Raw genomic sequence first — 25,232 nt, 5'->3', positions numbered from 1 at the left:
TGCAGTCTGGTTGATCAACGCAAGCGAAGCGCATATCAGGCCAGCGCATCGGCAGCTTCGCGGATCCCGGCATAGATTTCATTGAGGACAGCCTCCGTCACGCAGTAAGGCGGCATCACATAGATCGTGTTGCCGAGCGGCCGCAGCAGCAGATTGCGGCGCTCGAAGAAGGCCTGGAGCTTTGGGCCGATGCCGGCGAGATAGCCCGCGTCGTTTGCTTTCAGATCAAGTGCGGTGATGGTTCCGGTGCGGCGGACGTGTTCAAAACGTGCATCAGCATGGAATGGTACGATCAGGCGCTCCTGCATCGCGGCGACCGAGGCGACGCGCTCGCCCGCGCCGTGCTGCCAGAGCTCGAGGTTCGCCCGTGCGGCGGCGCAGGCAACCGGGTTTGCCGTGTAGGAACTGGAATGGAAGAAGGTGCGCGAACGGTCGCTGGAATAATGCGCGTCGTAGATGTCGGCGCGGCAAAGCGTCACCGCGAGCGGCAGCGCGCCGCCGGTGAGGCCTTTTGAATAGCAGGCGATATCCGGGGTGACGTCGGCCTGCTCGCACGCGAACAAGGTGCCGGTGCGGCCCCAGCCGGTCATGACCTCGTCGGCAATGAACAGAACATTTGAGGCCTCGCAAATCCGCTTCATTTCCTTCAGCACCCAAGCCGGATACATCAGCATCCCGCCCGCGCCGAGGATCAGTGGCTCGACGATGAACGCTGCTGCGGTCTGCCGCCTGCACGCGGCTTCGAGCGCGTCGAGCGTCGTCTGCTCATGGCCGGGCGCCGGAAACGGGATCGACGCGACGTCGAACAGCAGCGGCTCGTAGGCCTTGTTGAAGACGCCGCGCGCGCCGACCGACATCGTCCCCACCGTGTCGCCATGGTAGGAGTGCTGCATGACAATGATCCGGGTGCGCGGCACGCCGATATTATGCCAGTAGCCGAGCGCCATCTTCAGCGCCACTTCGACGCTGGTGGAGCCGGAGTCGGAGAAGAACACGTAGTCGAGGCCGGAGGGCGCGAGCTTCAGGAACTGCGCGGCGACCTGTTCGGCCGGGTCGTGGGTATGGCCGGCGAAGATGATCTGGTTGAGTTGTTCCGCCTGGCTCTGAATCGCTCGTACGATATGCGGATGGCAGTGGCCATGGGTCACGACCCACCAGGATGCGATCGCATCGATGATGCGGCGCCCATCCGCGGTGTAAAGATGGGCTCCCTCCCCGCGGACGATCCTGGTCATCTCGCCGTGCAGTGCGTGCTGGGTGAACGGGTGCCAGATCGGCGACTTCCGAGCGGATGTCATGGATTGAGATCTTCGCGCCGGAACGAATCCCTAAACGCCGCCTGCAGCGTGTCTGCCGCGAGGGAAGTAAGCCAGGGCAACCGGCCCAGCCGGCGCACTTGCCCGAAGCCGCAGATTGCGCGCTCGCTCTCGGGATTGCTCTCGCCAATGAAAGCGATCCCGAGAATCTCGATTCCTCGCCTGCGCAGCGCCTCGACCGACAGCAGCGAGTGATTGATGGTGCCAAGAGCGGTGCGGGCGCAGAGCACGACCGGAAGATGCCAGCGCGCGAAGATGTCGATATAGAGCGTGTTGTCGTTGAGCGGCACCATCAGCCCGCCGGCGCCCTCGATCACCAGCGGCCGGTGCCCGGTATCGGGCATGCCAAGCGCGGCAGGATCGATGCGCACGCCGTCGAGCGCGGCGGACTGATGCGGCGAAGCCGGCGTGCGAAGCCGGTAACGCTCCGGCACGATGCGATCGGCGGGGAGCCCGCCAAGCCGCGCCACCAGTTGCGCATCGGTTTCCTCCTCGGGGCCGGCCTGAACCGGCTTCCAGTAGCTCGCGCCGAGAAGGCCGGCGAGCCCCGCGGAGAACACCGTCTTCCCGATCCCGGTATCGGTGCCGGTGACCACGATGCGGCTCGTCATCGCGACCAGCCTTTCGTTTCCTCGACTAGCGCATCGAGCAGCGTGCGAACGTCGTCTTCGTCGACATTGAGGGTGAGCGCGATGCGCAACCGCGCAGTGCCCGCCGGCACGGTCGGCGGCCTGATGCCTCTGACGTCGAAGCCGCGCGCCTGCAGCGCCGACGCCAGTTGCATGGCACGCGCATTGTCGCCGACAATATAGGGCACGATTTGCGAGCGCGACGGGCTGCGCCAACCGCGCAGGCCGAGTTCGCGATGCGTGAACGCTACCAGTTTTGCCAAGCGCTGCTGATGCTCGGGTTCCTGCTGAAGGATCAGCAGCGCCTCACGCACGGCAACGGCCATAAGCGGCGACGGCGCGGTGGCGAAGATGAACGGGCGACAGCGATTGACCATGAAATCGCGCAGCAAGGTCGAGACGGTGACCAGCGCGCCGGCGGCGCCCAGCGCCTTGCCGCAGGTATGAACGATCACGAGGTTTTCGCGGCCCTCATAGGGTGCCGTCAGCCCGCGTCCCTGCTCGCCATAGACGCCGGTGCCGTGCGCCTCGTCCACCATCAGGAACGCGTCGTGCCGGTCGGCGATGGCGACGAGCTCGTCGAGCGGCGCGATATCGCCGTCCATGCTGTAGACGCTTTCGACCACGATCCAGACCCGGCCTTTGCCGCCCTCGGCGCGCCAGCCGCGAATAGTGTCTTCGACCGCCCCGGGATCATTGTGGGCGCTGAACCGGAATTCGGCCCGGCCGGCCCGCGCGCCTTCATGGATGCTGGCGTGCACCAGCGCATCGAGCACCAGCAGGTCGCCGCGCTGCGGCAGCGTGATCAGCACCGCGAAGTTGGCGACATAGCCGCCGCCGAACATCAGCGCGGTCTCGGCGCGGAAGAACGCGGCGGCCTCGGCCTCCAGCCGTTCATGCTCCGCGCAATTGCCGCGCAGCAGCCGCGATCCGCCGGCGCCGATCGGCGTGCCGGCCGCGAGCGCGGCCGCAACCGCCTGCTTGATGCGCGGCGAGCTGGCGAGCGCCAGATAATCGTTCGAGACGAAATCGATGCCCGCGCGCGGCCTGAGGCCGCGCAGCCGATCGTCCTTGCTCAGGGCGTGCAAGGCCGCGGCGTAATCAGCGACCTTTGCCGCATGAATTGCGCTCATGCTTCTCTCTCAGATTTGTAGTTGGTCGCGCGGCGAGTCCTGCCGCGCGCATGCCGGAGTTGGACTCAGGCGAGGGCGGAGTTGATGCCGAGCCGGTCCAGCAGATTGGCGTCGCGATCGCGCTGCGGGTTCTTGGTGGTGAGCAGCACATCGCCGATAAAGATCGAATTCGCACCGGCGAGGAAGCACATCGCCTGCAGTTCGTCGGTCATGTACTGCCGCCCGGCCGACAGCCGCACCACGCTCTGCGGCAGCATGATCCGCGCGGTGGCAACCAGACGCACGAGCGCGATCGGATCGGGCCGTTCGGCGGTATCGTTGACCGGCACGCCCTTGACCTCGTTCCAGAGGTTGATTGGCACGCTCTCCGGATGGCTGGGGAGATTGGCAAGCAGCATCAGCATACCGAGCCGGTCATCGACCAGTTCACCCATGCCGATGATGCCGCCGCAGCAAACCTTGATGCCGGCGTCGCGCACATGCGCAAGCGTATCGATGCGATCCTGCAGAGTGCGGGTGGTAATGATCTTGTCGTAGTACTCGGGCGAGGTGTCGACGTTGTGGTTGTAGAAGTCGAGCCCGGCGTCGGAGAGACGCTCAGCCTGCGTTGGCGTCAGCATGCCGAGCGTTACGCAGGTCTCCATGCCGAGACCTTTCACGGCACTGACCATGTCGCAGACCTGATCGAGATCGCGATCCTTGGGACTGCGCCAGGCCGCGGCCATGCAGAAGCGAGTGGCGCCGGCGTCCTTGGCGCGCTGCGCGACCGCGACCACTTCGTCCCGCGGCATCAGGCGGGTAGCCTTCAGGCCGGTGTCGTAATGCGCGCTCTGGGAGCAGTAGCCGCAATCTTCCGGACAGCCGCCCGTCTTGATGCTGAGCAGGCTCGCGGTTTCGACGTAGTTCGGATTGAAGTTGGCGCGGTGAACGCCTTGCGCCTGGAACATCAGGTCCGCCAACGGCAGGTTGTAGAGCGCTTCGACCTCGACGCCCTCCCAGTCACTACGGACCGGCACGCTGTTGCGGTTGTCGTTTCGTTCGATTCCCACGACACTTGCCTTCCCGGTTTTCAACGAAGCCCATCGTGCTTCTAACGCAGCCATTGCGCACCTCCCTGCACCCCGTGTTTTGGTAAGAATCGAGGGCGTAGCTTCAGTTCAGCCCCCCGATATGGAAGCTCTTCATCTCGAGATATTCCTCAATTCCGACCTGGCCGCCCTCTCGACCAAGCCCGGATTGCTTTACGCCGCCGAAGGGTGCGACCTCCGTCGAGATGAGCCCCGTGTTCAGGCCGACCATGCCGAATTCGAGCGCCTCGCCGACACGCCAAGCGCGCTTAAGGCTCTCAGTGTAAAAATAGGCGGCCAATCCGAAAGGCGTTCCATTGGCAATCGCGATCGCTTCCTCTTCCGTTCCGAAACGAAAGAGCGGAGCCACGGGACCGAAAGTTTCCTCAGTTGCAAGCTGCATCTGCACCGTTGCGTCGGTCAAGACGACAGGCGCAACATATTGTGAGCCCGGCGGCAGCACGTACCTCTTAGTGGTAACCTTCGCGCCCTTCGCGAGCGCATCCTCTAGATGCCGTCTGATTTTGACCACCGCTGCTTCGTTGATCATCGGGCCGACCGAGACGCCAGGCTGTGTGCCGTCACCCACTGTCATCATATTTACGCGGGCACTCAGCTTTTCCGCGAACGCATCATAGATGCCGGCCTGCACCAGAATGCGGTTCGCGCACACGCAGGTCTGACCGCCATTGCGAAATTTAGACACGATGGCCCCCTCAACCGCTGCGTCGAGATCGGCGTCATCGAATACGATGAAAGGCGCGTTGCCGCCGAGCTCGAGTGAAAGCCGCTTCACACTGTCGGCTGCACCGCGCATCAGTAGGGATCCGACGCGGGTCGATCCGGTGAACGAGATCTTTCGAACCGTTTCGTTCTGCATCAACTCGCTGCCAATTTCGGTCGGCATACCTGTGACAATGTTGATGACGCCTGCGGGAATTCCGGCCCGCTCTGCCAATACACCAAGCGCGATGGCGGAGTAGGGCGTGAATTCCGACGGCTTGATCACGACCGTACAGCCTGCCGCCAGCGCCGGGGCGACTTTTCTCGTGATCATGGCGTTTGGAAAGTTCCACGGCGTAATAATGCCGCAAACCCCGACCGGCTCCTTGAGCACCACAATGCGGCGATCAGCTGTCGGAGACGGAATCGTATGACCTCCAACACGCCGCGCCTCTTCCGCGAACCATTTCACGAAGGACGCGCCGTAGCGGATTTCGCCCCGTGCTTCATCCAGCGGCTTGCCTTGCTCCAACGTGAGAAGTTGTGCGAGATCCTCCAGATGTTCGATCATGAGCCTGTGCCAGGATTCCAGCAGGGCCGCGCGCTCGGCATGTGTTTTCCTCTTCCACGGTCCGAAGGCTCTTTCGGCAGCCTCGATCGCAGAGCGCGTTTCGGCGCGCGCCATATCTGGGACAAAACCAATGACCTCGCGAGTGGCCGGATTGAAGACCTCAATCGTTTTTCCCGTGACTGCGCTGATCCACTTCCCTTCAATCAGACCAGCCTGAACTAACAGATTGCCATAGGTATCATGCTTCATGTCGATAACTCCGATCGCTTAATTGGCGGGCCGCATGTACCGCGGCGGTGATGAATACGTCGCCCGGAACGGCGCCGATGCTCTGAGCTGTCGCTTTTTCCAGTTGGACGCGTGATACAAACCGCAAAAGCGTACGTCGAACGGTTTACGCGCGACTAGCCTCCCCAGCTCGAGCTGCCATCCAACTCTCCAACCAGGCGGTGTGGAAAAGCCCCTTCCCCACTTCAACATCCGTGGCGAGCGCCTGATGCAACGGCACCGTCGTGTGGATCCCGTCTACCTTCAGACTATTCAGCGCATTCTGCAGGACAGCGATTGCTGCGGGACGATCCGGTGCCCAAACGATGAGCTTACCTATAAGAGAGTCATAATAGGGTGCTACCCGATAGCCTTCGAACAGTAATGTATCGAAGCGGATGTTTTCGCCTTCGGGCGGACGATATGCCGCCACCAAGCCAGGCGAGGGCATGAACATCTTAGCCGGGTTTTCGGCGTTGATACGCACCTCGATCGCGTGCCCGGTTTGGGTGATGTCACCTTGTGTGAACCACAATAACTCGCCTCCGGCGATTCTGAGCTGGGCCTGCACAAGATCAATTCCCGTAATTGCCTCCGTCACGGGATGTTCCACCTGGATCCGGGTGTTCATTTCGATAAAGAAGAATTCCTCGGTCTTGCTGTCATAGAGGTATTCGAGCGTACCGGCATTGCGGTAGTTCACTCGCCTTGCCAGCGCAACAGCTGACGCACAAAGCGCATCGCGGACCGCCTTCGACAGCATCGCCGCAGGTGACTCCTCCCACACCTTCTGGCGCTTGCGCTGAAGGGAGCATTCCCGCTCGAACAGATGCACGACATCCGTGCCGTCCCCCAGCACCTGCACCTCGATATGGCGCGCGTTTTGGATGTACCGCTCCATGTACAAACCGTCATCGCCGAAGGAAGCGCGAGCCTCCGCCATGGCCTGCGGTACCAGCGTTTCCAGCCTTGCCTCGTTCTCGACGATACGGATGCCGCGACCGCCTCCGCCGGCGCTGGCTTTGATCATAACGGGATAGCCTATGCGCGCGGCCTGCCGCCGCGCATCGTCGAGGTCAGCGATGCGGCCTTCGCTACCTGGGACAACAGGCACGCCCGCTGCCACTGCCTCGGAGCGCGCCATTGCCTTATCGCCCATCTTCGCAATCGTACCCGCGTCCGGACCAACAAAGGTGATCCCAGCGGCCTCTACGGCGGAGACGAACCGCGGGTTCTCGGAGAGGAAGCCATAGCCCGGATGGACGGCGTCGGCGCCGCTTGCCTTGATAGCCTGAACGATCGCCTCCACGTTTAGATAAGACTTCGCGGCCTGCGGTGGCCCGATCACGACCATCTCATCAGCAAGCCGGCAGGCAAGCGAGTCCGTGTCGGCCTCGCTGGCGGCCTGAATTGTCCGAATCCCCAAGGCCCTTGCCGCCTTGTTGATTCGCACGGCGATCTCGCCGCGATTGGCGATGAACAGCGACCTGATAGCCATTCCGTTTATTCCATCTCTGCAATCGCTTGATCGGCGTCGACAGTCTCGCCGTCCTGCACAAGAAACCGCGCAAGCTTGCCGGCGTTTTCCGCCTCGACCGGGAAGAAGGATTTCATCGCTTCGATCAGTGCAATCGTTTCGCCAGCCGCGACGGGATCGCCTTCCTGTTTGAACGGAGCCTCTTCCGGCGATGGTCTGCGATAGAAAAGACCCGGCAGGGGCGCCAAAAGTTGTTTTGCCATGTCGACGTTCCCTCTCTTTTATCAGGCGTTCACGAGATTTTCGCGGACGCAACGTTCTGCGATTTCCTTCGCAATGTGTTGAGCTTCTGGAATGCTGACGAGCCGGAAATGCAGGTGCTCCCCAGGCTTAGCCTGACCCAGTTTCCAGAATGCTGCGGACGGAACCGTATAGGGGTTGATAAACCCACCCATGGACGGACCGTCATTCACCAGAATGATCGGGGTCTGCCCTGCGAGATTGATCGCGCCCATGGGATAGCCCTGATCGATGATGTTCGACGGCAGAGAGCCATGTTCTTTCGGCTTGTTGTAAGCCTTCTCCGTGAACGTCCATTCGGGCCCTTGCAGCCGGAAGCCGGTGCGATCCGACTTAGCGGAAAGTGTCCAGGCCGAGTTCAGAAAACGGTTCTTACCAGCCTCGTCGATCCAGTCATCATTTGGACCCGCGCAGACCTCGATCGTCCACGTACGGTCTGTGCGGATGTCGGGCCTATGCTTATTGGGCACCAGGAGCCCGGGGGTTGCTCTGCCTTCCGCAACTGGCAATTCCTGTCCAGCCCTGATGGAATGGCCATCTATGCCACCGACCCCCGCTCTGTTGAAAGTGGAGCGGGAACCAAGCCTCTCCTCGTTCGCGAACGCGCCAGCGACCGCAATGTAGGCACGACTACCGACACGAGCTGCTCCTAGGGCTAATGTCTGACCTGCTCTTACGGCGACCGACTGCCACATGGGGAATGGCTCCCCATCGAGCACTGGGCGCATGTCTGCACCAGTAACGGCGACCACCGTGTCAGCATCGAACGAAAGCGTAGGCCCCAGGAACTGGCATTCGAGGCCCGCAGCTCCGGGCTGATTACCTACGAGCACGTTCGCCAAGCGGAAAGACCAGCTATCCATGGGACCAGAGGGCGGAAAGCCCTGATTCCAGTATCCGATGCGCCCTGGATAGTCTTGGATCGATGTTTCAAGTCCGGCTTTCAATACCTTGATCATGTCGGTACACGCGCTCTGTTGGCCCCGATCACTTTGGAGACCCAGTTGTTGTAGTTACGGACCGCGAACTTCTGGTATTCCACGATCGTGTAGTCGTAGCGTTCCTCCTTCACCGCTACCTCAGCGTCGTCATATTCCTCGCGCGTGACCGGAACGAACCTGATGCGATCTCCTGGACGAAAGAGACACAGACTTCCCTCGAAAGCCGGGCGTTTGCCAGTTGGATCCCAGATTGGCACCGGCGTGCGCGCAAAGATTTGGTAGCCGCCGGGCGTGGCGACAGGATAGATAGAGTTTGCGGCGCCGCCCAACCCAACTGCCCCCTCCGGCGTGTCCGTCCGTGGAGGGTTGTATTTGGGCGCGGTCAGACGCGCCCGCGGATCGAGCGCCATCAAGAAGGGCAGCCCCGGCCAGAAGCCCAGTGACGCAACCCAATACTCCGAGGACGAGTGAAGCCGAACGAGATGGTTGACATCCTCAAGGCCATTTTGCTGCACAAGCAGCTCGGGATCTGGCACCTTCCTGGCGATCTTCGCGCAGTAGTCTTCGACACAAGCCTTCGTCCACGGATCGAGATAAAGCGTCGGCAGATAGAACAGCCGGCTTTCCAGTTCGATATCCTCCGATGGGCCCAGAGAGCCCAAAAGCCGAGAGAACTCGCGCACTACATCATCATAATCGATCAGCGTAGGTTCGTAGTGAACGAGCAGCGAAGCGAAGCAAGGCGCCGTCTCGATGACGCCCTTCACGTTTGCCTCCGCAGCCGCTGATGCCAGGCCCTGCGCCGTGAAGTTTAGATCGAGATTCATCTCGTTCCCAAACTCGATCAGTAGATAACGGTCGCCAGCAGGCAGGAATTTTGGCTGTTCGTAGATCACCTAACCCTCCTTGCTGAGGTCAATTGAGGTTCTCGGCGGATCGCCACTGGGCCGTATCATCGAGCGCATCGCTGAGACGCGCGACCAACTCGTGTACCTGATCCTCATTGATGATGAGCGGAGGGCAGAGCGCAATTGTGTCACCTATCGCGCGCACGATGAGACCGTGTCTTTGGGCAGCGGCGAAAGCCGCTGCTCCAACCTTGCCAGCGGCGGCAAACGGACGGCGTGTTTGCTTTTCCGAGACAAGCTCAATCCCGGCAATGAGTCCCGCTCCTCGCACCTCGCCGACAAGCGGATGAGCGGCCAGCTCACCGAGGCGGGCCTGGAGGATCCGCCCCATACGAGCGGCGTTTCCAACCAGATCGCGCTCCTCGATAATTGTAAGATTTTCGAGAGCTACCGCCGTCGCGACAGGGTGACCCGAGGCTGTAAATCCGTGACCAAAGGTGCCAATCTTCGCCGTGTTGTCCGCGATGGCGTTGTAAATCGTCTCAGAGAAGACAACCGCCGCAAGCGGCATGTAAGATGAAGTCAGTTGTTTCGACACGATTATGATATCGGGCGTAAAATCGTAGAGTTCGCAGCCAAACGCCGCACCCAGCCGTCCGAAGCCACAAATCACCTCGTCGGCAACCAGAAGGATGTCATACTTGCGGCACAGCGCCTCAATGCCCTTCCAGTATCCTGCGGGAGGCGGCATCACACCGCCGGCAGCCATCAGCGGCTCACCAATGAAAGCCGCAACCGTTTCTGGTCCTTCCTGCAGGATCGCCGCTTCCGCCTCCGCGACGAGGCGCGCGGCAAAATCAGTTTCGGTCTCGTCGGGTTGAGCGAAACGATAATAATGCGGACAGGTGAGGTGACGGACGGGAATGACCGGCAGATCAAAATCGGTATGGTTATTGGGCAGACCAGTCAAACTGCCCGAAGCAATTGTAACGCCGTGATAGGCCCGGTTGCGCGCCAGGAACTTCTTCTTTTGAGGGCGCCCCAATGCATTGTTCATGTACCACACCATTTTGATCATGGTGTCGTTTGCCTCCGAGCCCGAGCTCGTGAAGAAGACGCGGCTCAGGGGAGCCGGCGCCATTCCGACAAGTTTTTCAGCCAGTCGGATTGAAGGCTCGTGCGCCTTGTGGCTGAACGTGTGATAGTATGGAAGCTTGGCCATCTGCGCGCTCGCAGCTTCCACAAGCCGGCGTTCATCGAAGCCGACGGCCACGGACCACAGCCCTGCAAGACCCTCGATATATTCCTTGCCGGCGTCGTCGTAGACGTAGATTCCCTTACCGCGATCGATAATGACCGGTCCTTGCCGTTCATGGGCGCGTGCATCCGTATATGGATGCAATGTTGCTGAGATATCGGCATGAGCGAGCGAATTCGAAAGCTGTTTGTGCATCATGTAGTCCTTACCTGGGCATCCCGAGATCGCGCATGACCTCAATATGAAACGCTGCGATCAGCGCTTTCGTTGGAAGCGGAAGCGGCGCATCAAAACAGGCCGCCGCTCCCGGGGCACTTCGTCAGCGTCTCGTTGCGTCGGCGAGCCGATAACGATCCAGCACGACCGCTCCAACGAGCACGATCCCCAGCACGATCATCTGATAGTTCGATCCTATCCGTAGAAGGTCCATGCCGTTGGCCAGCACAGTTATGAAGACCACGCCCATGAACACTCCGGTCGGCGACCCCTCACCGCCGCGAAGGGAGCAGCCGCCGATGACAGCTGCCGCGATGGAGTTGAGTGGAAACTCGCCGCCAAGCAATGGCTCACCCGATGACACGCGTGCGGTCAAAAGCCAGCCTGCGAAGGCGGTGATCGTCGCACACAGCATGTAGCAGGCGATAAGATAGCGGTTGATTTGCACGCCGGCCACCATAGCAGAGCGGATGTTTGAGCCGATGGCATAGATGTAGCGGCCGAAACGCATCTGTCGGACGAGCAGAAAGACGGCGAGCAGAGCTGGCAGTGCGAAGAAGAAAGAGACAGGCAAGCCGAGGAAGAACCCGGATCCGATGCCATAAACGAAGTCACGCGGCAGGCCGCTGACCTGCAGGCCCTGGGAGATAACGAGCGTCACGCCACGGAAGATCGAGGCTGTCGCGAGTGTCACAATGAAGGCGTTCACCTTCAACACCGCGACGCCCAGCCCGTTGACCAAACCGCAGACGAGACCTACGGCTATGGTCGCGAGGAAACCTGCGCCAATCGCAAGACCGGGCACCTCCGGAAAGGCAAGCGAAACGGCAACCATGACCTGCGCCGATATGATGGATGTCAGCGCAACCACTGAACCCACTGACAGATCGAAACCGCCAGCCAGCAGAACGAGCATCTGTCCGAATGCAATCAGCATCAGGAATACGCCTTGTTGCAAGATGTTGAGCATATTGGCCGAGCTGAGGAAGCGCGGATTTCCGAGCTGGAACACCACGATACAGATAGCCAAGACGATGGGCAGCGCACCGAACCTCAAGAGTGTCGATACGGCAGTCACGCCTGCTGAAGGTTTAATACCAGCCTGGGAACGAATCAGAGTCATTGAAGATCCTTTTGCGGCGTCTCGCCGAAGGCGTATGCGATGACGCTTTCCTCGCTGATTTCGTCTCCCTCCAAGCTCGCCGTGCACGAACCCTCATGCATGACGTGGATACGATGGGAGAGATGAACCAGTTCCTGAAGATCGGAAGTGATGAGAAGTATTGCAGCGCCTTCGGCACACAGCCGTTTGAGTTGATGGTAGAAGTCAAGGCGGGCGCCGACATCGATGCCAGCCGTCGGTTCATCGAAAATGTAGAGGTTCCGTTTGCGGCTCAGCGCTCGGCCAAGCACCACCTTTTGCTGGTTTCCGCCTGACAGCTCCTGAACTGCTTTATTGGGCTCAGCGGGCTGAACTTTCAGCCTTGCGAGCAGACTTTTCACGAGCGTCGCGAGGACGCCCGTTCGCACAAAGCCAGCGTACGCGGACCCAGCCTGCCCCAGCACCTCAATAGCCATGTTTTCGGCGATCGGACGGTTCAGCGCGAGGGCCTCGCCTCGCCGGTCCTGCGGCAGGTAAACCAACCCACGCTTGAGCATAGCAGGCGGCGAATGGGTCTTGATGCTCTCACCGGCGAGTACAACTTCCCCAGCGTCTATCGCCTGCAGTCCGAAGATCGCGCGGGCGACCTCTGCCTTGCCGCAACCAACCAGTCCACCAAGGCCTACAATCTCCCCGGCCTTGACCTCAAATGAGACGTTCTTGATCTTGTGCCCGGAGCAAAGCCCTTTAACCTCCAAGACCGCGTGGCCTGGAGTATGTGGGATCTCGGGATAGAAGTTCGCTATCTCGCGGCCGACCATCTCAGCAATCATCTGCTCGTTCGTCACGTCTGCGAGCCGATGGAAACTGACAAAACGCCCGTCTCGCAGGATTGTCACGACGTCCCCAAGGCGGCGGATCTCCTCCATACGATGGCTGATGTAGAGGATGGCCCAGCCCTCTCTCTTCAACACCTCCACTGTGGAGAACAGATGCTCCGATTCGTCGTGGCTGAGGGTTGCGGTAGGTTCGTCCAAAATCAAAGCACCTGGCTTTCCGCCGAGTGCGCGTACGATTTCAAGGAGCTGCTGTTCAGCGCGCGTCAGGGTGTCGACGCGAGCGTCCGGGTCGATAGCAACGCCGAGCTTTTCCATCGACTTCACCATCCCGGCGCGCATTGCCGACTTGTCGAGAAACCCGCCTCGCGTTTTTTCTCGGCCAAGAGCATAATTCTCTACCGCCGTCATTGACGGTGCCAGGCCAAAGTCCTGCAAGACAGCGTTCACTCCACTCTCACGCGCCTCCAACGGAGTAAGATCCGGGCAAGCGCGGCCACACAGAATGCGCGCGCCTTCATTCGGCCTGTTTGCTCCAATGAGCAGCGAGACGAGCGTTGACTTGCCCGCCCCGTTCTCCCCCAGGAGCATATGAACCTCGCCGCGTCGGAGCGTAATGCTCACGTCCTTCAATGCGGCGAAGCTTCCATAGAATTTGGATACGCCGGAGAGCGAGGCAAAAGCCTCGCTCTCCTGACACTGGCTAGCGATGGTCATTTCTTCGTCGCTTCGACCGAAAACTCGACCTTGTATCCCGCTGGTGCGAACATGTCGGTCTTGCTAACCGACTTGATGGTTTCCGCCGTCACCATCTGGGGCTTCGGCCCAGCGCGCTTGGCCTGCAGCTTCTGGCCCTGCAACAGGCGAAGAACCATGTCGACAGCAAGTCGCCCCTGCAGAACAGTAAAGTCCGTTGGCGACGCCTTCGCAGCTCCAGCGGCGATATCATCATAGACGGGCGGGATAATATCGAACGCGGCGACGCTGACTTTCCCTCCTAAATTAGCGTTACGGACTGCAACCGCTGCCGCCTGAGCGGCGATGTCTACGCCGACCAGCCAATTGAGCTTGTCGTAGGTCTGTAGCGCGTTGTTGATCATGTCGAGCTGGACATTCAAGCCGGTATCACCGCGCCGCGTCACCGCAATCTCGACCTTTGAATCTTTGATAGCGTCGTTGAAGCCGCGCACCGCATCGTCGGACCAGCCCGCTCCCTGCGGGCCCGGAAAGAAGCCTACGATCGTGGGTTTTCCGCCAGACTGCTCGACGATGTATTTCCCGGTCTGGTAGGCTAGGTCGTCGAAGCTGACGAGGGCGTGACCGGAAACGCTCGGCTCTTTGACACCATTGACGAAATCGATGACCGGAATGCCGGCATCCGTTGCCTTCTTGACCAGAGGGCCAACACCGTCAGCGCTGATCGCGCCGAGAATGATGCCGTCGAATTTCTGCGCGATGCAGTTATCCATCTGGCTGAGCTGTGTCGAAAGGTTGGTATACCCTCCGGCCTCGTAAAGCGTCATTGCTGTCCCGGTCCGATGAATCTCGGCGGCAACCCCATAGTTCGCGGCAACCCAATAGCTATCCTTGAGGTGTGGGAACAGCACACAGATGTTCCAGGGCTTTGTCACTTCCTGGGCGCTGAGGAGCTTCCAGTGGGCGTCGGTCTTCTTATCTCCGTCCACGAGCTGCACGGGGAAGCTCGTAACCGGCTGCTGGCTTTGCGCGCTTCCTACACAAGCACAGCTGGTCATAGCCGCAAGCACGCTCGTCCTTATCAACCCTCTCATAATCCATTTTCTCCTGAAAGAGTGCGTTCTGTTGTTGTTCGGGTCTTGCGCCCGATTGCTTTACCGCTGAGCGGTATCGAGCACGTGGCGCATGGCCGCCGCGACGTCCCGCGCATTGGGCGGGTCCGAGTGAATGCAAACGGTCTGGAATGAAACAGCGAGGAGAGTGCCGTCGACTGCCTCGACCTTGCCCTCGCGTACCGCTCGCTCGAGACGAGCGGCCGCCTTTTCGATATCGACCGCCGACTGGGTCCGCGGAATGATCAGTTCGCCGGCCGGACCGTAGGAAAGATCAGCGAAGAACTCCGCTACGAATTGGGCCCCGACGGCCTTGGCCGCTCTCTCGTGAAAAGTGCCCGCCATTCCGAAGAGGGGAAGATCGAAGGTCTTCGCGGCCTCCGCCATCGCGGTGGCAAGCGCCATGTCGCGCGCGGCCATGCCGTAGATGATGCCGTGTGGTTTCACATGATTCAGGTTTTTCCCGACTGCGTGGGCAACACCAGCTAGAGCACCAATCTGATAGATGAATGCCGCGCGCAGTTCTTCGGAAGACAAGCGCAGTTCACGCCGACCAAAGCCTTCACGATCTGGCAGTGAGGGATGGGCCCCAATCCTTTTGCCCTCGCGAGCAGCGAGCTCGACCGTCCGCGTCATGGTCATGGGATCGCCGGCGTGAAACCCGCACGCGATATTGGCGCAATCGATGAAGGGCATGATCCCCGCATCGTCGCCAAAACGCCAATGGCCGTAGCTTTCCCCCATATCGCAATTCAGCGTGACGCTCATCCCATCAATCCGTCTAGTGTTATAACAGTATTCTGCCCTCCCAGAATTTTCCTGTCAACTGTCTTGTTCAGTGTTATAACAAAAAAAGCCAGCCGGAGTTTTACAGTGAACCCAGAAAACGACCTCCATCCCGGAGTTTTACAAGAACCCATCCTCACACCGGTCTCTCGGGACATGCTTCACGAGCAGATCTACGACCGTCTGAAGCGAAGTCTGATGATGGGCCGGTTCACGCCTGGACAGAAACTGCCGCTGAGAACCCTCGCCAAGAGTTTGGGCACAAGCCTCATGCCTGTCCGGGACGCGCTTCAGCGCCTCGAAAGTACCGGCTGCGTCGTTTCAACAGCCAATCGGACAATGGCAGTCCCTCAATTCAGCCCTAAGCAGCTCCAGGACATCTGCACGCTGCGTATCGTGCTGGAGACGACCACCGTCGAACGTGCTGCGATGCTGCGAACGGACGACGAACTGACATCACTCGCCGTATTCGTGAGGGATATCGACCGTTCGGCAGAAACAAACAGCATCGATCTCTTCCTGGAGGCAAACTACCACTTTCATATGCTGATTGCCGATATGAGCCGGCTCTCGTTTGTCCGCACTCTTCTTGAACCGCTTTGGATGCACATTGGTCCCTCGATCAGGCAGTCCGTCCCAAACGAAGCGCTATTCCAAAGCGCCGCCCGACGGCACAAGGAAGTTTATGACGCGATTGTCGCGCACGATCCAAAGAGCGCTGCCATCGCCATTCAAAGAGACATTCTAGATGGCTACAACTTCTGAGTCCGTAGCCCCCATGGTCGGCGGCTTGAAATTTGAAAGTGATCGATGAGTCTTTTTTGCCAACGTGTTAGGCATGAGGGGCAATGAGCCGGCGAAGCAGTTCGTCGATGCGACGAGCTAGACGGCTGTAGATGACAAGCTGATGATGCCGGTCAGTAGGCGCGTGATTCCATTGCGCACAGCAGATACGAATCGTCGTCCCTTAGGAGCGACTAAGTGACTGATGGGGAATTTGTGGTCTGGCAGACTGGCTTTTTTTGCGATTGCAGGGTTTTGTGCTTCGGGGATCGGAACCTTGCGATTTCATTTTCAGGATTCCGTGGAATGCCCAGTCATGATTACGTCGCATCGGAGGGGGCGATGCGGCCGAAGAAGCAGAAGGCGACGGGATCGGGCGATCTGTTCCGGCTCAGGCTGGACCAGATCATCAACATGAAGTACGAGCTGGTTGAGCTCGCCGGCAAGGTCGAGTGGGACTGGATCGACGGGAAGCGCGGCGTCTTGGGGGCATAAGCGTGAGCCTGCGCCGCCGCTCCGCCATCGAACCCATCATCGGACACCTGAAGACCGATGGTCACCTCGGCCGCTGCTATCTCAAAGGCCGCGCCGGCGATGCGGCAACGTCATCCTCTCGGCCGTTGACTACAACTTCAGCCGCATCCTCGCCTGGCTGAGAGCTTTTTGGTGCCTGATCCTGACCACCTCATGGCAGCCACGAGCGACCGCTCACCGCTGAAATCGGGTTCCTAGCATGGCGTAATCGCGGCTGACGTCTTCTTGAGAACACGAGGATCGGTACGATCGGCGTCAGCAAATCGAAAAGGAGCCGCGCTATGAAGCAGTACGTTGGTCTGGACATCTCTATGGAAGAAACGTAAGCGTAGCGCCGCGGCCCTTTAGATTGTCTGTGCGCGATCTTGGGAGCACCGTTAGAAGAGTCATCTTCTGCAAAGGTGCTCACAATGGACGACCATTCGGACGACATAAGACGACCATTGACACAGCGTATCGAAGTGTACGCCGGCGCAGGCCGTAAGCAGTGGCCGGATGATTTGAAGGCCCAGATTGTCGCGGAAAGCCTTGAGCCAGGCGCGGTTGTAACAGATATCGCACGCCGGCATGGCTGCCGGCCACAGCAGGTGCATGACTGGCGGCGCCGGGCGCGTTTAGGTCAACTGGTGCTGCCAGCTGCGGGTGCACTGTCGTTCGTGCCGTTGGTGTCGGAATCGTCGCCATCGGCGGCTGCCGCGCCCTCCGGATCGCCGGAAGCTGCCGCTGTTACGGTTGAGTTCCTGGGGGCCCGGGTTGAGGTGCGCGGAACGCCTGGACTTGCCGTGCTGAGTGATGTGTTTGTTGCGTTGCGCCGGACACGTTCATGCTGACGGCTCCCGCTGGCCTCATGATTTACGTTGCGACCCGACCTGTAGACTTCAGGAAGGGCGCGGATGGCCTGGCGCTGTTGGCGAAGGAGACGCTGGGCCACGATCCGATGAAGGGCGTGGCGGTGGTCTTCCGTGCGAAGCGCGCTGATCGGGTGAAGATCGTTGTCTGGGATGGCAGTGGCCTTGTGCTGTATTGGAAGCGGCTTGAGGGCAGCGCCTTCAAGTGGCCGCCGGTCGTTGACGGCGTCATGCGAATGAACGCCGCGCAGTTGTCGGCGCTTCTGGCCGGCATGGATTGGACACGCATGCATGCGCCTCGAATCCCGCAGCCGAAAGCGCTTGCGTAGGAGATAAAATCTTCGGTGTATCGAGGCGCGAAGCATGGCAGACTCGGGCCAATGAGTGATTTGCCTGATCAGCTGCCGAGCGACCCAGCCGAGTTGCGTGCCTTTGCCGCGGCTCTGCTGGAGCGCTGCGCCAGACTCGAGCGGTTGCTCAAGCTTGCAAAAGATGCGCAGTTCGGTCGATCGTCGGAAAAGCTTGACGCTGATCAGCTCCAGCTTGTTCTGGAGGATATCGATCAGGCTGTCGCGGCTCTCGAAGCAGCCGAGGACCGCGCCAATCCCAAAACACGCGAGAAGAGAGCTGCCGAGCGCAGGGCCAATCGTGGCAAGCTGCCGGAGCATTTGCCACGCATCGTCGAAACGTTGATGCCGACTGCAACCTGCTGCCCGTCCTGCAAAGGCGGTCTCGTTGAGATTGGCCGCGATGAGAGCCAGAGGCTGGACGTCGTACCGGCGCAGTATCGCGTCATCGTCACCCGCCGGCCCAAACTGGCCTGCCGCGCCTGCCAGGGCGTCGTTCTCCAGCACGCTGCTCCCGAGCGACTGATCAGGGGTGGATTGCCGACCGAGCGGCTCGTCGCGCATGTGATCGACGCCAAGTATCATTGGCATTTGCCGCTCTACCGCCAGGCGCAGATGCTGGCGACCCACGGAATTGCCATCGATCGTTCCACGCTCGCCTTCTGGGTCGGCTATGCTGCCCAGGAGCTGAAGCCCTTGTGGGGTCGTCTGCGCGAGGTTTTGCTCGCCTCCGCGAAGCTTTGTGTCGATGAGACCCCGGCGCCAGTGCTGGATCCGGGGCGCGGCAGGACCAAAACCGGCTACTTCTGGGCGCTCTCGCGCGATGACCGGCCTTGGGCCGGGCCTGATCCGCCTGGGGTGGTCTATGCCTATGCGCCGGGCCGTGGGGCCATCCATGGCTTGAGGCTGCTTGAGGGCTACCGCGGCATCATCCATTGCGATGGCTATGAGGCTTACAAGACCATGACCCGAGAGACGCGTGCGGACGCGCTGTCCGGCACGCTCGCCTTCTGCTGGTCGCATCTACGGCGCCAGTTTGTGAAGATCGAGCGCGAGGCTTCGCCGGCGCCGGCTCCGGTTGCACGCGAGGCCCTCGAGCGCATCGCCCAGCTCTACGCGGTCGAGAAAGCCCTCCGCGGCCGATCTGATGCCGAGCGTCGCGCGGGCCGACAAGCGCATGCCCGGCCTCTGGCTGCAGCCTTGAAGCAGTGGTTTGAGGCAATGCTTGATCACCTTGCGGGGAAGAGCGACACGGCGAAGGCTTTGCGTTATGCACTGCGTCATTGGGACGGCTTGACGCTCTACCTTGATGACGGGCGTATCGAGATGGACACGAATGCAGTCGAACGTGCGATGCGCCCGATCAAGCTCAATGCCAAGAACGCCCTGTTCGCTGGGTGCGACGAGGGTGCCGAGAATTGGGCATTGCTGGCTTCGCTCATTGAAACGTGCAAGCTCAATGGAGTCAGCGCCGAGCACTGGCTCTCCGACGTCCTCGCAAAGCTCGTCAATGGATGGCCTGCGGCGCGACTGGACGAACTGCTTCCCTGGGCGTCGACCTACACGATGCACGCGCACGATCCGAGGCTGGCAGCATGAGCCTGAACACGACCGCCGTCCGGATCAGGATAACCCTCAAGGACGTGAAGCCGGAGGTGATGCGTTGCCTTGTCGTACCCGTCACCCTGCGCCTTGATCGGCTGCATCTGACGCTTCAGGCGGCATTTGGCTGGACCAACAGCCACCTCTTCGAGTTCCTGGCTGGCGAAGGGCGTTGGGGCATCCCTGATCCCGACGGTGATTTTGGCCCCCAGCCGATCGATGCTCGCAAGGCGCGGCTCTCCGATATCGTTCAAGAGACAGGCGCCAAGACGATCCATTATCTCTATGACTTCGGCGACAGCTGGGACCATGTGATCAAACTCGAAAAATGGTTCGACAACACGACGATAGAGGGACTTCCCCTCCTGCTCGAGGCCGCCGGTCGTTGTCCTCCAGAGGACGTCGGCGGTGCGCCAGGCTATGCCGAATACCTCGACGCCATCAGCGACCCTGCTCATCCAGAACATGAAAATATGCGCCTCTGGGGCCCCGAACAGTTCGATCCCAACGTCATCGACCGGAAGACGATCGAGGCCGCCGTCAACGCATTGTCCGGAATTTGGAAGCCACGCCCGCGCAAGCTGCGATCAAAATAGACGCAAGCGCCAATCAAAAGGGCCGCAGAGCTACGCTTACGAAGAAACCAGCATTTGCGTTTTGGATCAGGCCGGCGGCGTGACATTCGAAGGTTGTGCGCCGACCAATCCGGAGGCGATCGCTAAGCTCCTGCGGCGTCACGCAGGCAATGCTGAGCGAATCGGTTTTGAAACGGGCTCGCTATCCAATTGGCTTTGGCATCAACTCAGGGCACTGGGCTTTCCGGTGATTTGCCTTGATGCGCGTCACGCCAACGCGGCGTTATCGATGCGCATCAACAAGTCGGATCAGAACGATGCCAAGGGGTTGTCTCAAATGGCCCGCATGGGATGGTACCGGGAAGCTGCCGTGAAGGGGGCGGAGAGCTGGAAAACTCGTTCGATGCTGGCGGCACGAACCAAGCTGGTGAATCTACGGCGAGATATTGACAACCAAATGCGCGGTCTGTGCAAGGGGTTAGGAATAGTGCTCGGCAAGGCCGGCTCGACCAGCCTGGCTCGCAAAGTGGACGCCGTGCTTGCTGAAACGCCGGATTTGCAAGATATTTTCGTACCGCTGCTGCTTGCCAGTCCTGTTTGACTGAACAAATCGAGAAGTTCGAATCGACAACTCATGGCAGTGGCAAAAGGCGACCAAATTGTTCGGCGAATGACGACCTTTCCCGGTGTCGGTCCCCTGACTGCCCTGTCCTTCGTCGTTACCATCGACGACCCCAATCGCTTCAGACATTCCGCCGAGGTGGGCGCCTATCTCGGCCTGACACCAAGACGTTATCAATCCGGTGAGATGGATCGCACTGGCCGCATCTCCAAGCGCGGCAACCACCAGATGCGCACTTATTTGTTCGAGGCTGCGAACGTCCTGCTGACTGTTGTCAGGCGAGGTTCTGCGCTCAAGCGCTGGGGCAGCAAACTGGCCAAACGCATCGGCACCAAGAAGGCCAAGGTTGCCGTCGCTGGCAAAATGGCTGTCATCCTCCATGCCATCTGGACTGATGGCACTGAATTCCAGGCAGAGATGCGCACCGCATGAACCAGTCTTAAACCAACCCAGATCCGCCTTCGGCGGAACAAGCGTCCCTGCCGGGACGATGGTGTGGGCAATCTCGAAGTCGTCCCTGCGGGCTTTACGCACCGCGCTCTTAACATCGGGATGCCACACCTCTTGAACGCCATCATGCGGCGCTCCTGCATAGAGACGACCGCGGAAAGAACCATGAACCCGGCAGCGGATCATTTGTGTCTATCGGGGTTGACATCGTGCCCGCGATTAAAGAACGGACGACTAGATCTCACGCCCGGTTCCAGCTTGTTGGTGCGTGGCCGGCGCTGGAGCCTCTATTCATCGCAATATTCGGTCCGGCCCTCCTCAATCGCTTTGCTGTTTGACACTTGCCATGGCTGCAGCAATTTCGCCGGACGGTCGTTCCAGGCAGTCCGACCGATGCGACCCTTGGATTCGGCGATTTGAGGTCTGGGCAACATGAGCGAACTCCAGCTCGGATATTCCGATTACTACCTCGGAACGCCCGCTTTCCAGCACGAACTTGACGGCTTGGGCGCGGTTCACGAACAGGCCGCCTAACGCGCCGTTCTTCTCTCGAACGACCCACTTACCTTGTTGATCCCTGTCGACAAAGAAGATAGACGCGGCAGGGCGACTCAACGGATCGATGGATTTACTCATCATATGCCTCTCCTGATGTTGAAACCGATCAGTCTCGCGACACGCTCTGGTTGATCAGAACCCCGGGGCTCAAGAACTTGAGGAGAAATCGGAGCTCCCTCCTGGAGGAAATAGTTGCGCGCTCCCTTTTCGATTGAAAAAATTACGCCGGGACGAGGTGAAGTTGCGTAAAGTTCCTGCGAGTACGTGCGCAACGAACGCTTCGTCGCACCTCGGGCTGCACAATGATCGGCGCGAAATCAGCCAGGCTTGCTTTTCTCCAGCCTAATTGCCTCCCTCACAGAGTCTTCAAAAATCTCAAGTCCCTGAGAGAGCGTCTCAAGATCAATCGTGAGTGCGGGCAGAAATTTTAAGACCTGATCAGTGGCCCCGCATCGCTCGATAATCAATCCTTTGGAAAACGCGATGCAAGCGATAGTGCCTGCAGTTTCTGCCGCCTGGCAATCAAACCCTAAGACCATACCGCGCCCTCGTACCGTAAAGCGGTTTCCGTACTCGGTTGCAACAGCTTCCAGGCGCCCGCGCATCACTTGAGCAGTGCGATCAATCGACTGTGAAAATGCCTGGCACCGCCAATAATTATTGATAGCTGCTGTTGCAGATACTAAGGCCAGGTTGTTTCCTCGAAATGTGCCCGTATGCTCTCCCGGCAGCCACGCATCAACTTGCTCCTTTATCAAAAGCATTGACAATGGAAGACCATATCCACTTAGAGATTTCGACATTACAACAATGTCTGGCGACAGCGCTGCGAATTCAAAACTGAAGAACTGGCCGGTGCGACCGCAGCCCATTTGGACATCGTCGATGATAAGGAGAGCACCGAACTCCCGCGCTATGCTTTGAATTGATTGCAGCCAATCCGCACTAGCCACATTTATTCCACCCTCGCCCTGGACGGTCTCAACTAGAATAGCAGCGGGCAAGTCGAGGCCGCTACTCTCATCGAGCAATGCCTTTCGCAGTTGGTCAGCTGTATCAACAGCCTGCCCAAAGTAGCCATCATAGGGCATGAAGGTGACGCCAGATAAATGTACGCCACTGCCCTTGCGATAGAATCGATTGCCGCTCGCAGCAACCGCTCCTAAACTCATGCCATGATAGCCGTTGGTGAACGAAATAACATTCTGACGCCCTGTGACTTTGCGGGCTAGCTTCAATGCTGCTTCGATTGCATTGGCGCCGGTCGGTCCGGTAAACTGAAACCGATAATGCAGTCCCCGCGGCTTAAGTATCACGGAGCAGAACGTTTCCATATACTCGCGCTTTGCAGGAGTGGCCATATCAAGACCGTGGATAACGGCATCCGACATCAGATAGTCAGCGAGAGCTTCTTTGATCGCATGGTTGTTATGCCCGTAATTCAGCGCACCTGCGCCAGCGAGGAAGTCGATTAGCTTTCGACCGCCCTCCGTCAACATAATAGATCCACGTGCCCTGCTGAAGATACCGGGAAAAGAACGTGAGTAAGTCCGAACGTTCGATTCTAGAGCTGCAATCGTTTGCATCCCCTTCAATTCGCTGGTCGGCATGTCCATGATCAACCCCAGTTAGCTCTGTGTCAGTGGCAGCCAGGTTTCCATTGCTGATCACCAGCCGAACGAATGGTAGTCCGAGGGTGCACTCGCGGGGCGAGTGGCCCGCTAACAACCTCTCCTGAATAGCCGAGTGCCCAGAGCAACGAGCCTATCAACGCTAGTAGTCGCCTGTGCGCGTGTCTGGCCTTCGCCCTCTTGGTTTGGTCGTTCCGCTTCAACCTTGTGCGGGAGAATGTCAGGCAAAGACGCCGTTCGATCTATTTCGCGACTCTCACCGTCAGGGGAAGCGCCATTTCTCGAGTCCTCGTATTTCTGACATGTTACCGCAGCAGGTCGCGTCGTGCAGAGACATCATGCCCTCAAGTATGTCGCGTGGATCGACAATGGGCTCAGAGCGCTTCCGGCGGCAATTGTAAGCTGAGACATCCCCGATCGGAGCGCGGGCGCTGAAAACGATTGTCCTAGCGAGCAGATAGGCCTCATCATTTCGAGGCCGCCCCAGAAGCAGCTCGACAACGCGCCGTCAGGCCAGGCGCGCCGGATGGCGATGGCTTCGCCATCCCCAGCCTCGGGAAGTGGCGGCTGCGGCGCCATCGCCAATCTCATGCAAAAAATGCCGGTACGCCTGGCGGTGAGCTCCTTTGCTCATCGCCACTCCTGATGTGCGGGACATCTTGTTGCTCCCAGTCCGGCAGCGCTCCACTCAATGCCCTGCCACTTTCCGCAGCGAACTTTGCGCATTCAACGCTCCCACGTGACGATGGCTCGCGCAAACCGAAATGACGCCATCCTTGCTCCGAAGCGATCGCTCCTCCGCGGTAGCGATCAATTCTCACCCGGTCAGCGCCCCCACCAAGACTAGTAGTGTCTTAGCCACCCTTGCATGTTGTATCGAAACGTTGTCTCGCAACAGATGATGTCTGACATCAGGACAGGACGGGGGATCTCGTAACGATGCCTGCTTAGCGCCTTGCATTTATCGCGCTTCCATCAGCGCGTGAGTTCCCCGCCTAGGAAGAGGCTTACCGCCGCCTCCCGGAATCAATCTAGACAACGAGATTGATATTAGACGTGAGGCGCCTGCCAATGGCATATACCAGACTTTCAGCCAAATCGATCGCTGCGCCTTCCACAATCTCGCTCGGCGCCCGCCGATGTCTACTGTAACCACGGGTTCTGCGAGTTGACGAAGATCCGGATCTTACTTGACCCTAGGGCGAAATTTGCGGGATCGGAGAGGATGAGCAAGTGGCTATTGTCTTTATTACGGGAAGTGCAGACGGTTTGGGACGCGCTGCAGCCGAAACGCTGCTGAGGGAAGGGCACAGAGTGTTGCTCCATGCCAGGTCAAAGGACCGCATTCATGCCATGGGTGACTTTGCTTCGCGTGCCGCTGGTATTGCGGTTGGCGATCTCTGCAGCGCCCGAGATGTCAGAAGCATCGCCGATCAAGTGAACGCGATCGGTCGCATGGATGCGGTCATTCACAATGCCGGCGTATACACCGAACAAACACGTGGGTTGACGCCTGAGGGGCATCCGACCACGCTTGCCGTCAATTCCCTGGCACCATACATGCTGACCGCTTTGATGAAGCGCCCGTCCAGGCTGGTTTACCTCAGCAGCGGTTTACATCGGGGCGGCGAAGGTTCACTCGGCGATCTCGACTGGACCAAGCGGCCTTGGGATTGGGCGAGAGCGTACGCCGAAAGCAAGCTCCATGTCGTCGCGCTCGCCCTCGCGCTGTCGGTACGATGGCCGCACGTGTTGAGTAACGCCGTCGATCCTGGCTGGGTGCGCACGAGAATGGGCGGCCTCGACGCCCCGGTAGACATCGACACTGGTCAGTGCACACAGAGTTGGCTCGCCGTGAGCGGCGAGCCAACAGCCAAGGTCAGCGGCCGCTATTGGCGCCACCTTAAGCAAGAAGCGCCTGAAAACGAGGCGACCCGTCCGGAATTCCAGGCGCGGTTGATCGCAGAGTTTGCCAGAATGACCGGCGTGGCGCTTCCTTGAAGA

Annotated in this window: 25 protein-coding genes and 1 pseudogene; 10 read left to right on the top strand and 16 right to left on the bottom strand. The window is 59.6% G+C overall.

Annotated elements, in window-relative coordinates:
• Nucleotides 1-35: 35 nt before the first annotated feature.
• The 14 genes from P6U31_RS03835 to pxpA form a co-directional block, all read right to left on the bottom strand.
• On the bottom strand, nt 36-1,298 hold the full coding sequence (locus P6U31_RS03835) for an adenosylmethionine--8-amino-7-oxononanoate transaminase (protein WP_407186937.1): 1,263 nt from the start codon (nt 1,296-1,298) through the stop codon (nt 36-38).
• Nucleotides 1,295-1,927 (bottom strand): dethiobiotin synthase, encoded by a 633-nt coding sequence (bioD, locus tag P6U31_RS03830; RefSeq protein WP_407186936.1) that lies wholly within the window; start codon nt 1,925-1,927, stop codon nt 1,295-1,297. Before bioD ends, P6U31_RS03835 begins: the two co-directional genes overlap by 4 nt.
• Nucleotides 1,924-3,078, bottom strand: a complete 1,155-nt coding sequence (locus tag P6U31_RS03825) for an 8-amino-7-oxononanoate synthase (protein WP_407186935.1) — start codon at nt 3,076-3,078, stop codon at nt 1,924-1,926. The genes bioD and P6U31_RS03825 overlap by 4 nt, the downstream gene beginning before the upstream one ends.
• Nucleotides 3,079-3,143: 65 nt before the next feature.
• Entirely contained in the window at nt 3,144-4,181 is a 1,038-nt protein-coding gene (gene bioB, locus P6U31_RS03820; protein WP_407186934.1) for a biotin synthase BioB, read from the bottom strand.
• Between the two features lie 49 nt (nt 4,182-4,230).
• Nucleotides 4,231-5,688 carry an NAD-dependent succinate-semialdehyde dehydrogenase gene (locus P6U31_RS03815; RefSeq protein ID WP_407186933.1) on the bottom strand — a complete coding sequence of 486 codons (1,458 nt, stop codon included), beginning with the start codon at nt 5,686-5,688 and terminating at the stop codon, nt 4,231-4,233.
• A 145-nt stretch (nt 5,689-5,833) separates the two neighbouring features.
• The gene (locus P6U31_RS03810; RefSeq protein ID WP_407186932.1) at nt 5,834-7,204 is read right to left on the bottom strand and encodes an acetyl-CoA carboxylase biotin carboxylase subunit; all 1,371 of its coding nucleotides are present in this window, start codon (nt 7,202-7,204) and stop codon (nt 5,834-5,836) included.
• Nucleotides 7,205-7,209: 5 nt separating this feature from the next.
• The gene (locus P6U31_RS03805) at nt 7,210-7,446 is read right to left on the bottom strand and encodes an acetyl-CoA carboxylase (protein ID WP_407186931.1); all 237 of its coding nucleotides are present in this window, start codon (nt 7,444-7,446) and stop codon (nt 7,210-7,212) included.
• Nucleotides 7,447-7,467: 21 nt separating this feature from the next.
• Nucleotides 7,468-8,442 carry a biotin-dependent carboxyltransferase family protein gene (locus P6U31_RS03800; RefSeq protein ID WP_407186930.1) on the bottom strand — a complete coding sequence of 325 codons (975 nt, stop codon included), beginning with the start codon at nt 8,440-8,442 and terminating at the stop codon, nt 7,468-7,470.
• On the bottom strand, nt 8,439-9,320 hold the full coding sequence (locus P6U31_RS03795) for a 5-oxoprolinase subunit B family protein (protein WP_407186929.1): 882 nt from the start codon (nt 9,318-9,320) through the stop codon (nt 8,439-8,441). The genes P6U31_RS03800 and P6U31_RS03795 overlap by 4 nt, the downstream gene beginning before the upstream one ends.
• A 19-nt stretch (nt 9,321-9,339) precedes the next feature.
• Nucleotides 9,340-10,728, bottom strand: a complete 1,389-nt coding sequence (locus P6U31_RS03790) for an aspartate aminotransferase family protein (protein WP_407186928.1) — start codon at nt 10,726-10,728, stop codon at nt 9,340-9,342.
• A 121-nt stretch (nt 10,729-10,849) separates the two neighbouring features.
• Nucleotides 10,850-11,869, bottom strand: coding sequence for an ABC transporter permease (locus P6U31_RS03785; protein ID WP_407186927.1), 1,020 nt, complete (start codon nt 11,867-11,869; stop codon nt 10,850-10,852).
• Nucleotides 11,866-13,401 carry a sugar ABC transporter ATP-binding protein gene (locus tag P6U31_RS03780; protein WP_407186926.1) on the bottom strand — a complete coding sequence of 512 codons (1,536 nt, stop codon included), beginning with the start codon at nt 13,399-13,401 and terminating at the stop codon, nt 11,866-11,868. The genes P6U31_RS03785 and P6U31_RS03780 overlap by 4 nt, the downstream gene beginning before the upstream one ends.
• Nucleotides 13,398-14,378: a TMAO reductase system periplasmic protein TorT gene (gene torT / locus P6U31_RS03775; RefSeq protein WP_407186925.1), complete on the bottom strand. Its 981-nt coding sequence runs from the start codon at nt 14,376-14,378 to the stop codon at nt 13,398-13,400. Before torT ends, P6U31_RS03780 begins: the two co-directional genes overlap by 4 nt.
• Before the next feature lie 156 nt (nt 14,379-14,534).
• A complete protein-coding gene (gene pxpA, locus P6U31_RS03770) occupies nt 14,535-15,260 on the bottom strand; it encodes a 5-oxoprolinase subunit PxpA (RefSeq protein WP_407186924.1) in 726 nt (241 codons plus the stop codon).
• A gap of 105 nt (nt 15,261-15,365) precedes the next feature.
• Here pxpA and P6U31_RS03765 point away from each other — a divergent pair, with 105 nt between their 5' ends.
• The 9 genes and pseudogenes from P6U31_RS03765 to P6U31_RS03725 all read left to right on the top strand — a co-directional run bounded on the left by P6U31_RS03765 (nt 15,366) and on the right by P6U31_RS03725 (nt 21,021).
• On the top strand, nt 15,366-16,043 hold the full coding sequence (locus P6U31_RS03765; RefSeq protein ID WP_407186923.1) for a GntR family transcriptional regulator: 678 nt from the start codon (nt 15,366-15,368) through the stop codon (nt 16,041-16,043).
• Nucleotides 16,044-16,367: 324 nt separating this feature from the next.
• The gene (locus P6U31_RS03760; RefSeq protein WP_407186922.1) at nt 16,368-16,556 is read left to right on the top strand and encodes a hypothetical protein; all 189 of its coding nucleotides are present in this window, start codon (nt 16,368-16,370) and stop codon (nt 16,554-16,556) included.
• A 14-nt stretch (nt 16,557-16,570) separates the two neighbouring features.
• Nucleotides 16,571-16,779: pseudogene (locus P6U31_RS03755) on the top strand (IS5/IS1182 family transposase); the annotation flags it as partial.
• A gap of 226 nt (nt 16,780-17,005) precedes the next feature.
• Nucleotides 17,006-17,425, top strand: coding sequence for an IS66-like element accessory protein TnpA (gene tnpA / locus P6U31_RS03750; RefSeq protein ID WP_407186921.1), 420 nt, complete (start codon nt 17,006-17,008; stop codon nt 17,423-17,425).
• Nucleotides 17,419-17,772 carry an IS66 family insertion sequence element accessory protein TnpB gene (tnpB, locus tag P6U31_RS03745; protein ID WP_091898177.1) on the top strand — a complete coding sequence of 118 codons (354 nt, stop codon included), beginning with the start codon at nt 17,419-17,421 and terminating at the stop codon, nt 17,770-17,772. Before tnpA ends, tnpB begins: the two co-directional genes overlap by 7 nt.
• 51 nt (nt 17,773-17,823) lie before the next feature.
• Nucleotides 17,824-19,389, top strand: a complete 1,566-nt coding sequence (tnpC, locus tag P6U31_RS03740) for an IS66 family transposase (protein ID WP_407186920.1) — start codon at nt 17,824-17,826, stop codon at nt 19,387-19,389.
• Nucleotides 19,386-19,988 (top strand): plasmid pRiA4b ORF-3 family protein, encoded by a 603-nt coding sequence (locus tag P6U31_RS03735; RefSeq protein WP_407186919.1) that lies wholly within the window; start codon nt 19,386-19,388, stop codon nt 19,986-19,988. Before tnpC ends, P6U31_RS03735 begins: the two co-directional genes overlap by 4 nt.
• A 79-nt stretch (nt 19,989-20,067) precedes the next feature.
• Nucleotides 20,068-20,568, top strand: a complete 501-nt coding sequence (locus P6U31_RS03730) for a transposase (protein WP_407186918.1) — start codon at nt 20,068-20,070, stop codon at nt 20,566-20,568.
• Nucleotides 20,569-20,601: 33 nt separating this feature from the next.
• Nucleotides 20,602-21,021, top strand: coding sequence for a transposase (locus P6U31_RS03725; RefSeq protein WP_407186917.1), 420 nt, complete (start codon nt 20,602-20,604; stop codon nt 21,019-21,021).
• A gap of 336 nt (nt 21,022-21,357) precedes the next feature.
• Here the strand turns inward: P6U31_RS03725 and P6U31_RS03720 are convergent, their stop codons facing one another.
• Together P6U31_RS03720 and ectB are read right to left on the bottom strand one after the other, a co-directional pair.
• Entirely contained in the window at nt 21,358-21,678 is a 321-nt protein-coding gene (locus P6U31_RS03720; RefSeq protein ID WP_407186916.1) for a hypothetical protein, read from the bottom strand.
• Nucleotides 21,679-21,914: 236 nt separating this feature from the next.
• Entirely contained in the window at nt 21,915-23,183 is a 1,269-nt protein-coding gene (gene ectB, locus P6U31_RS03715; protein ID WP_407190080.1) for a diaminobutyrate--2-oxoglutarate transaminase, read from the bottom strand.
• Between the two features lie 1,278 nt (nt 23,184-24,461).
• Here ectB and P6U31_RS03710 point away from each other — a divergent pair.
• Complete coding sequence (locus tag P6U31_RS03710) at nt 24,462-25,229, top strand: SDR family NAD(P)-dependent oxidoreductase (protein ID WP_407186915.1); 768 nt, start codon at nt 24,462-24,464, stop codon at nt 25,227-25,229.
• Nucleotides 25,230-25,232 lie beyond the last annotated feature (3 nt).

The organism is Bradyrhizobium centrosematis, from assembly GCF_045571495.1.
GTDB classification, from domain to species: Bacteria; Pseudomonadota; Alphaproteobacteria; order Rhizobiales; family Xanthobacteraceae; genus Bradyrhizobium; species Bradyrhizobium centrosematis.
Note: the sequence above shows the minus strand (reverse complement) of the source record. Positions and strands in the feature narration are given on the sequence as shown.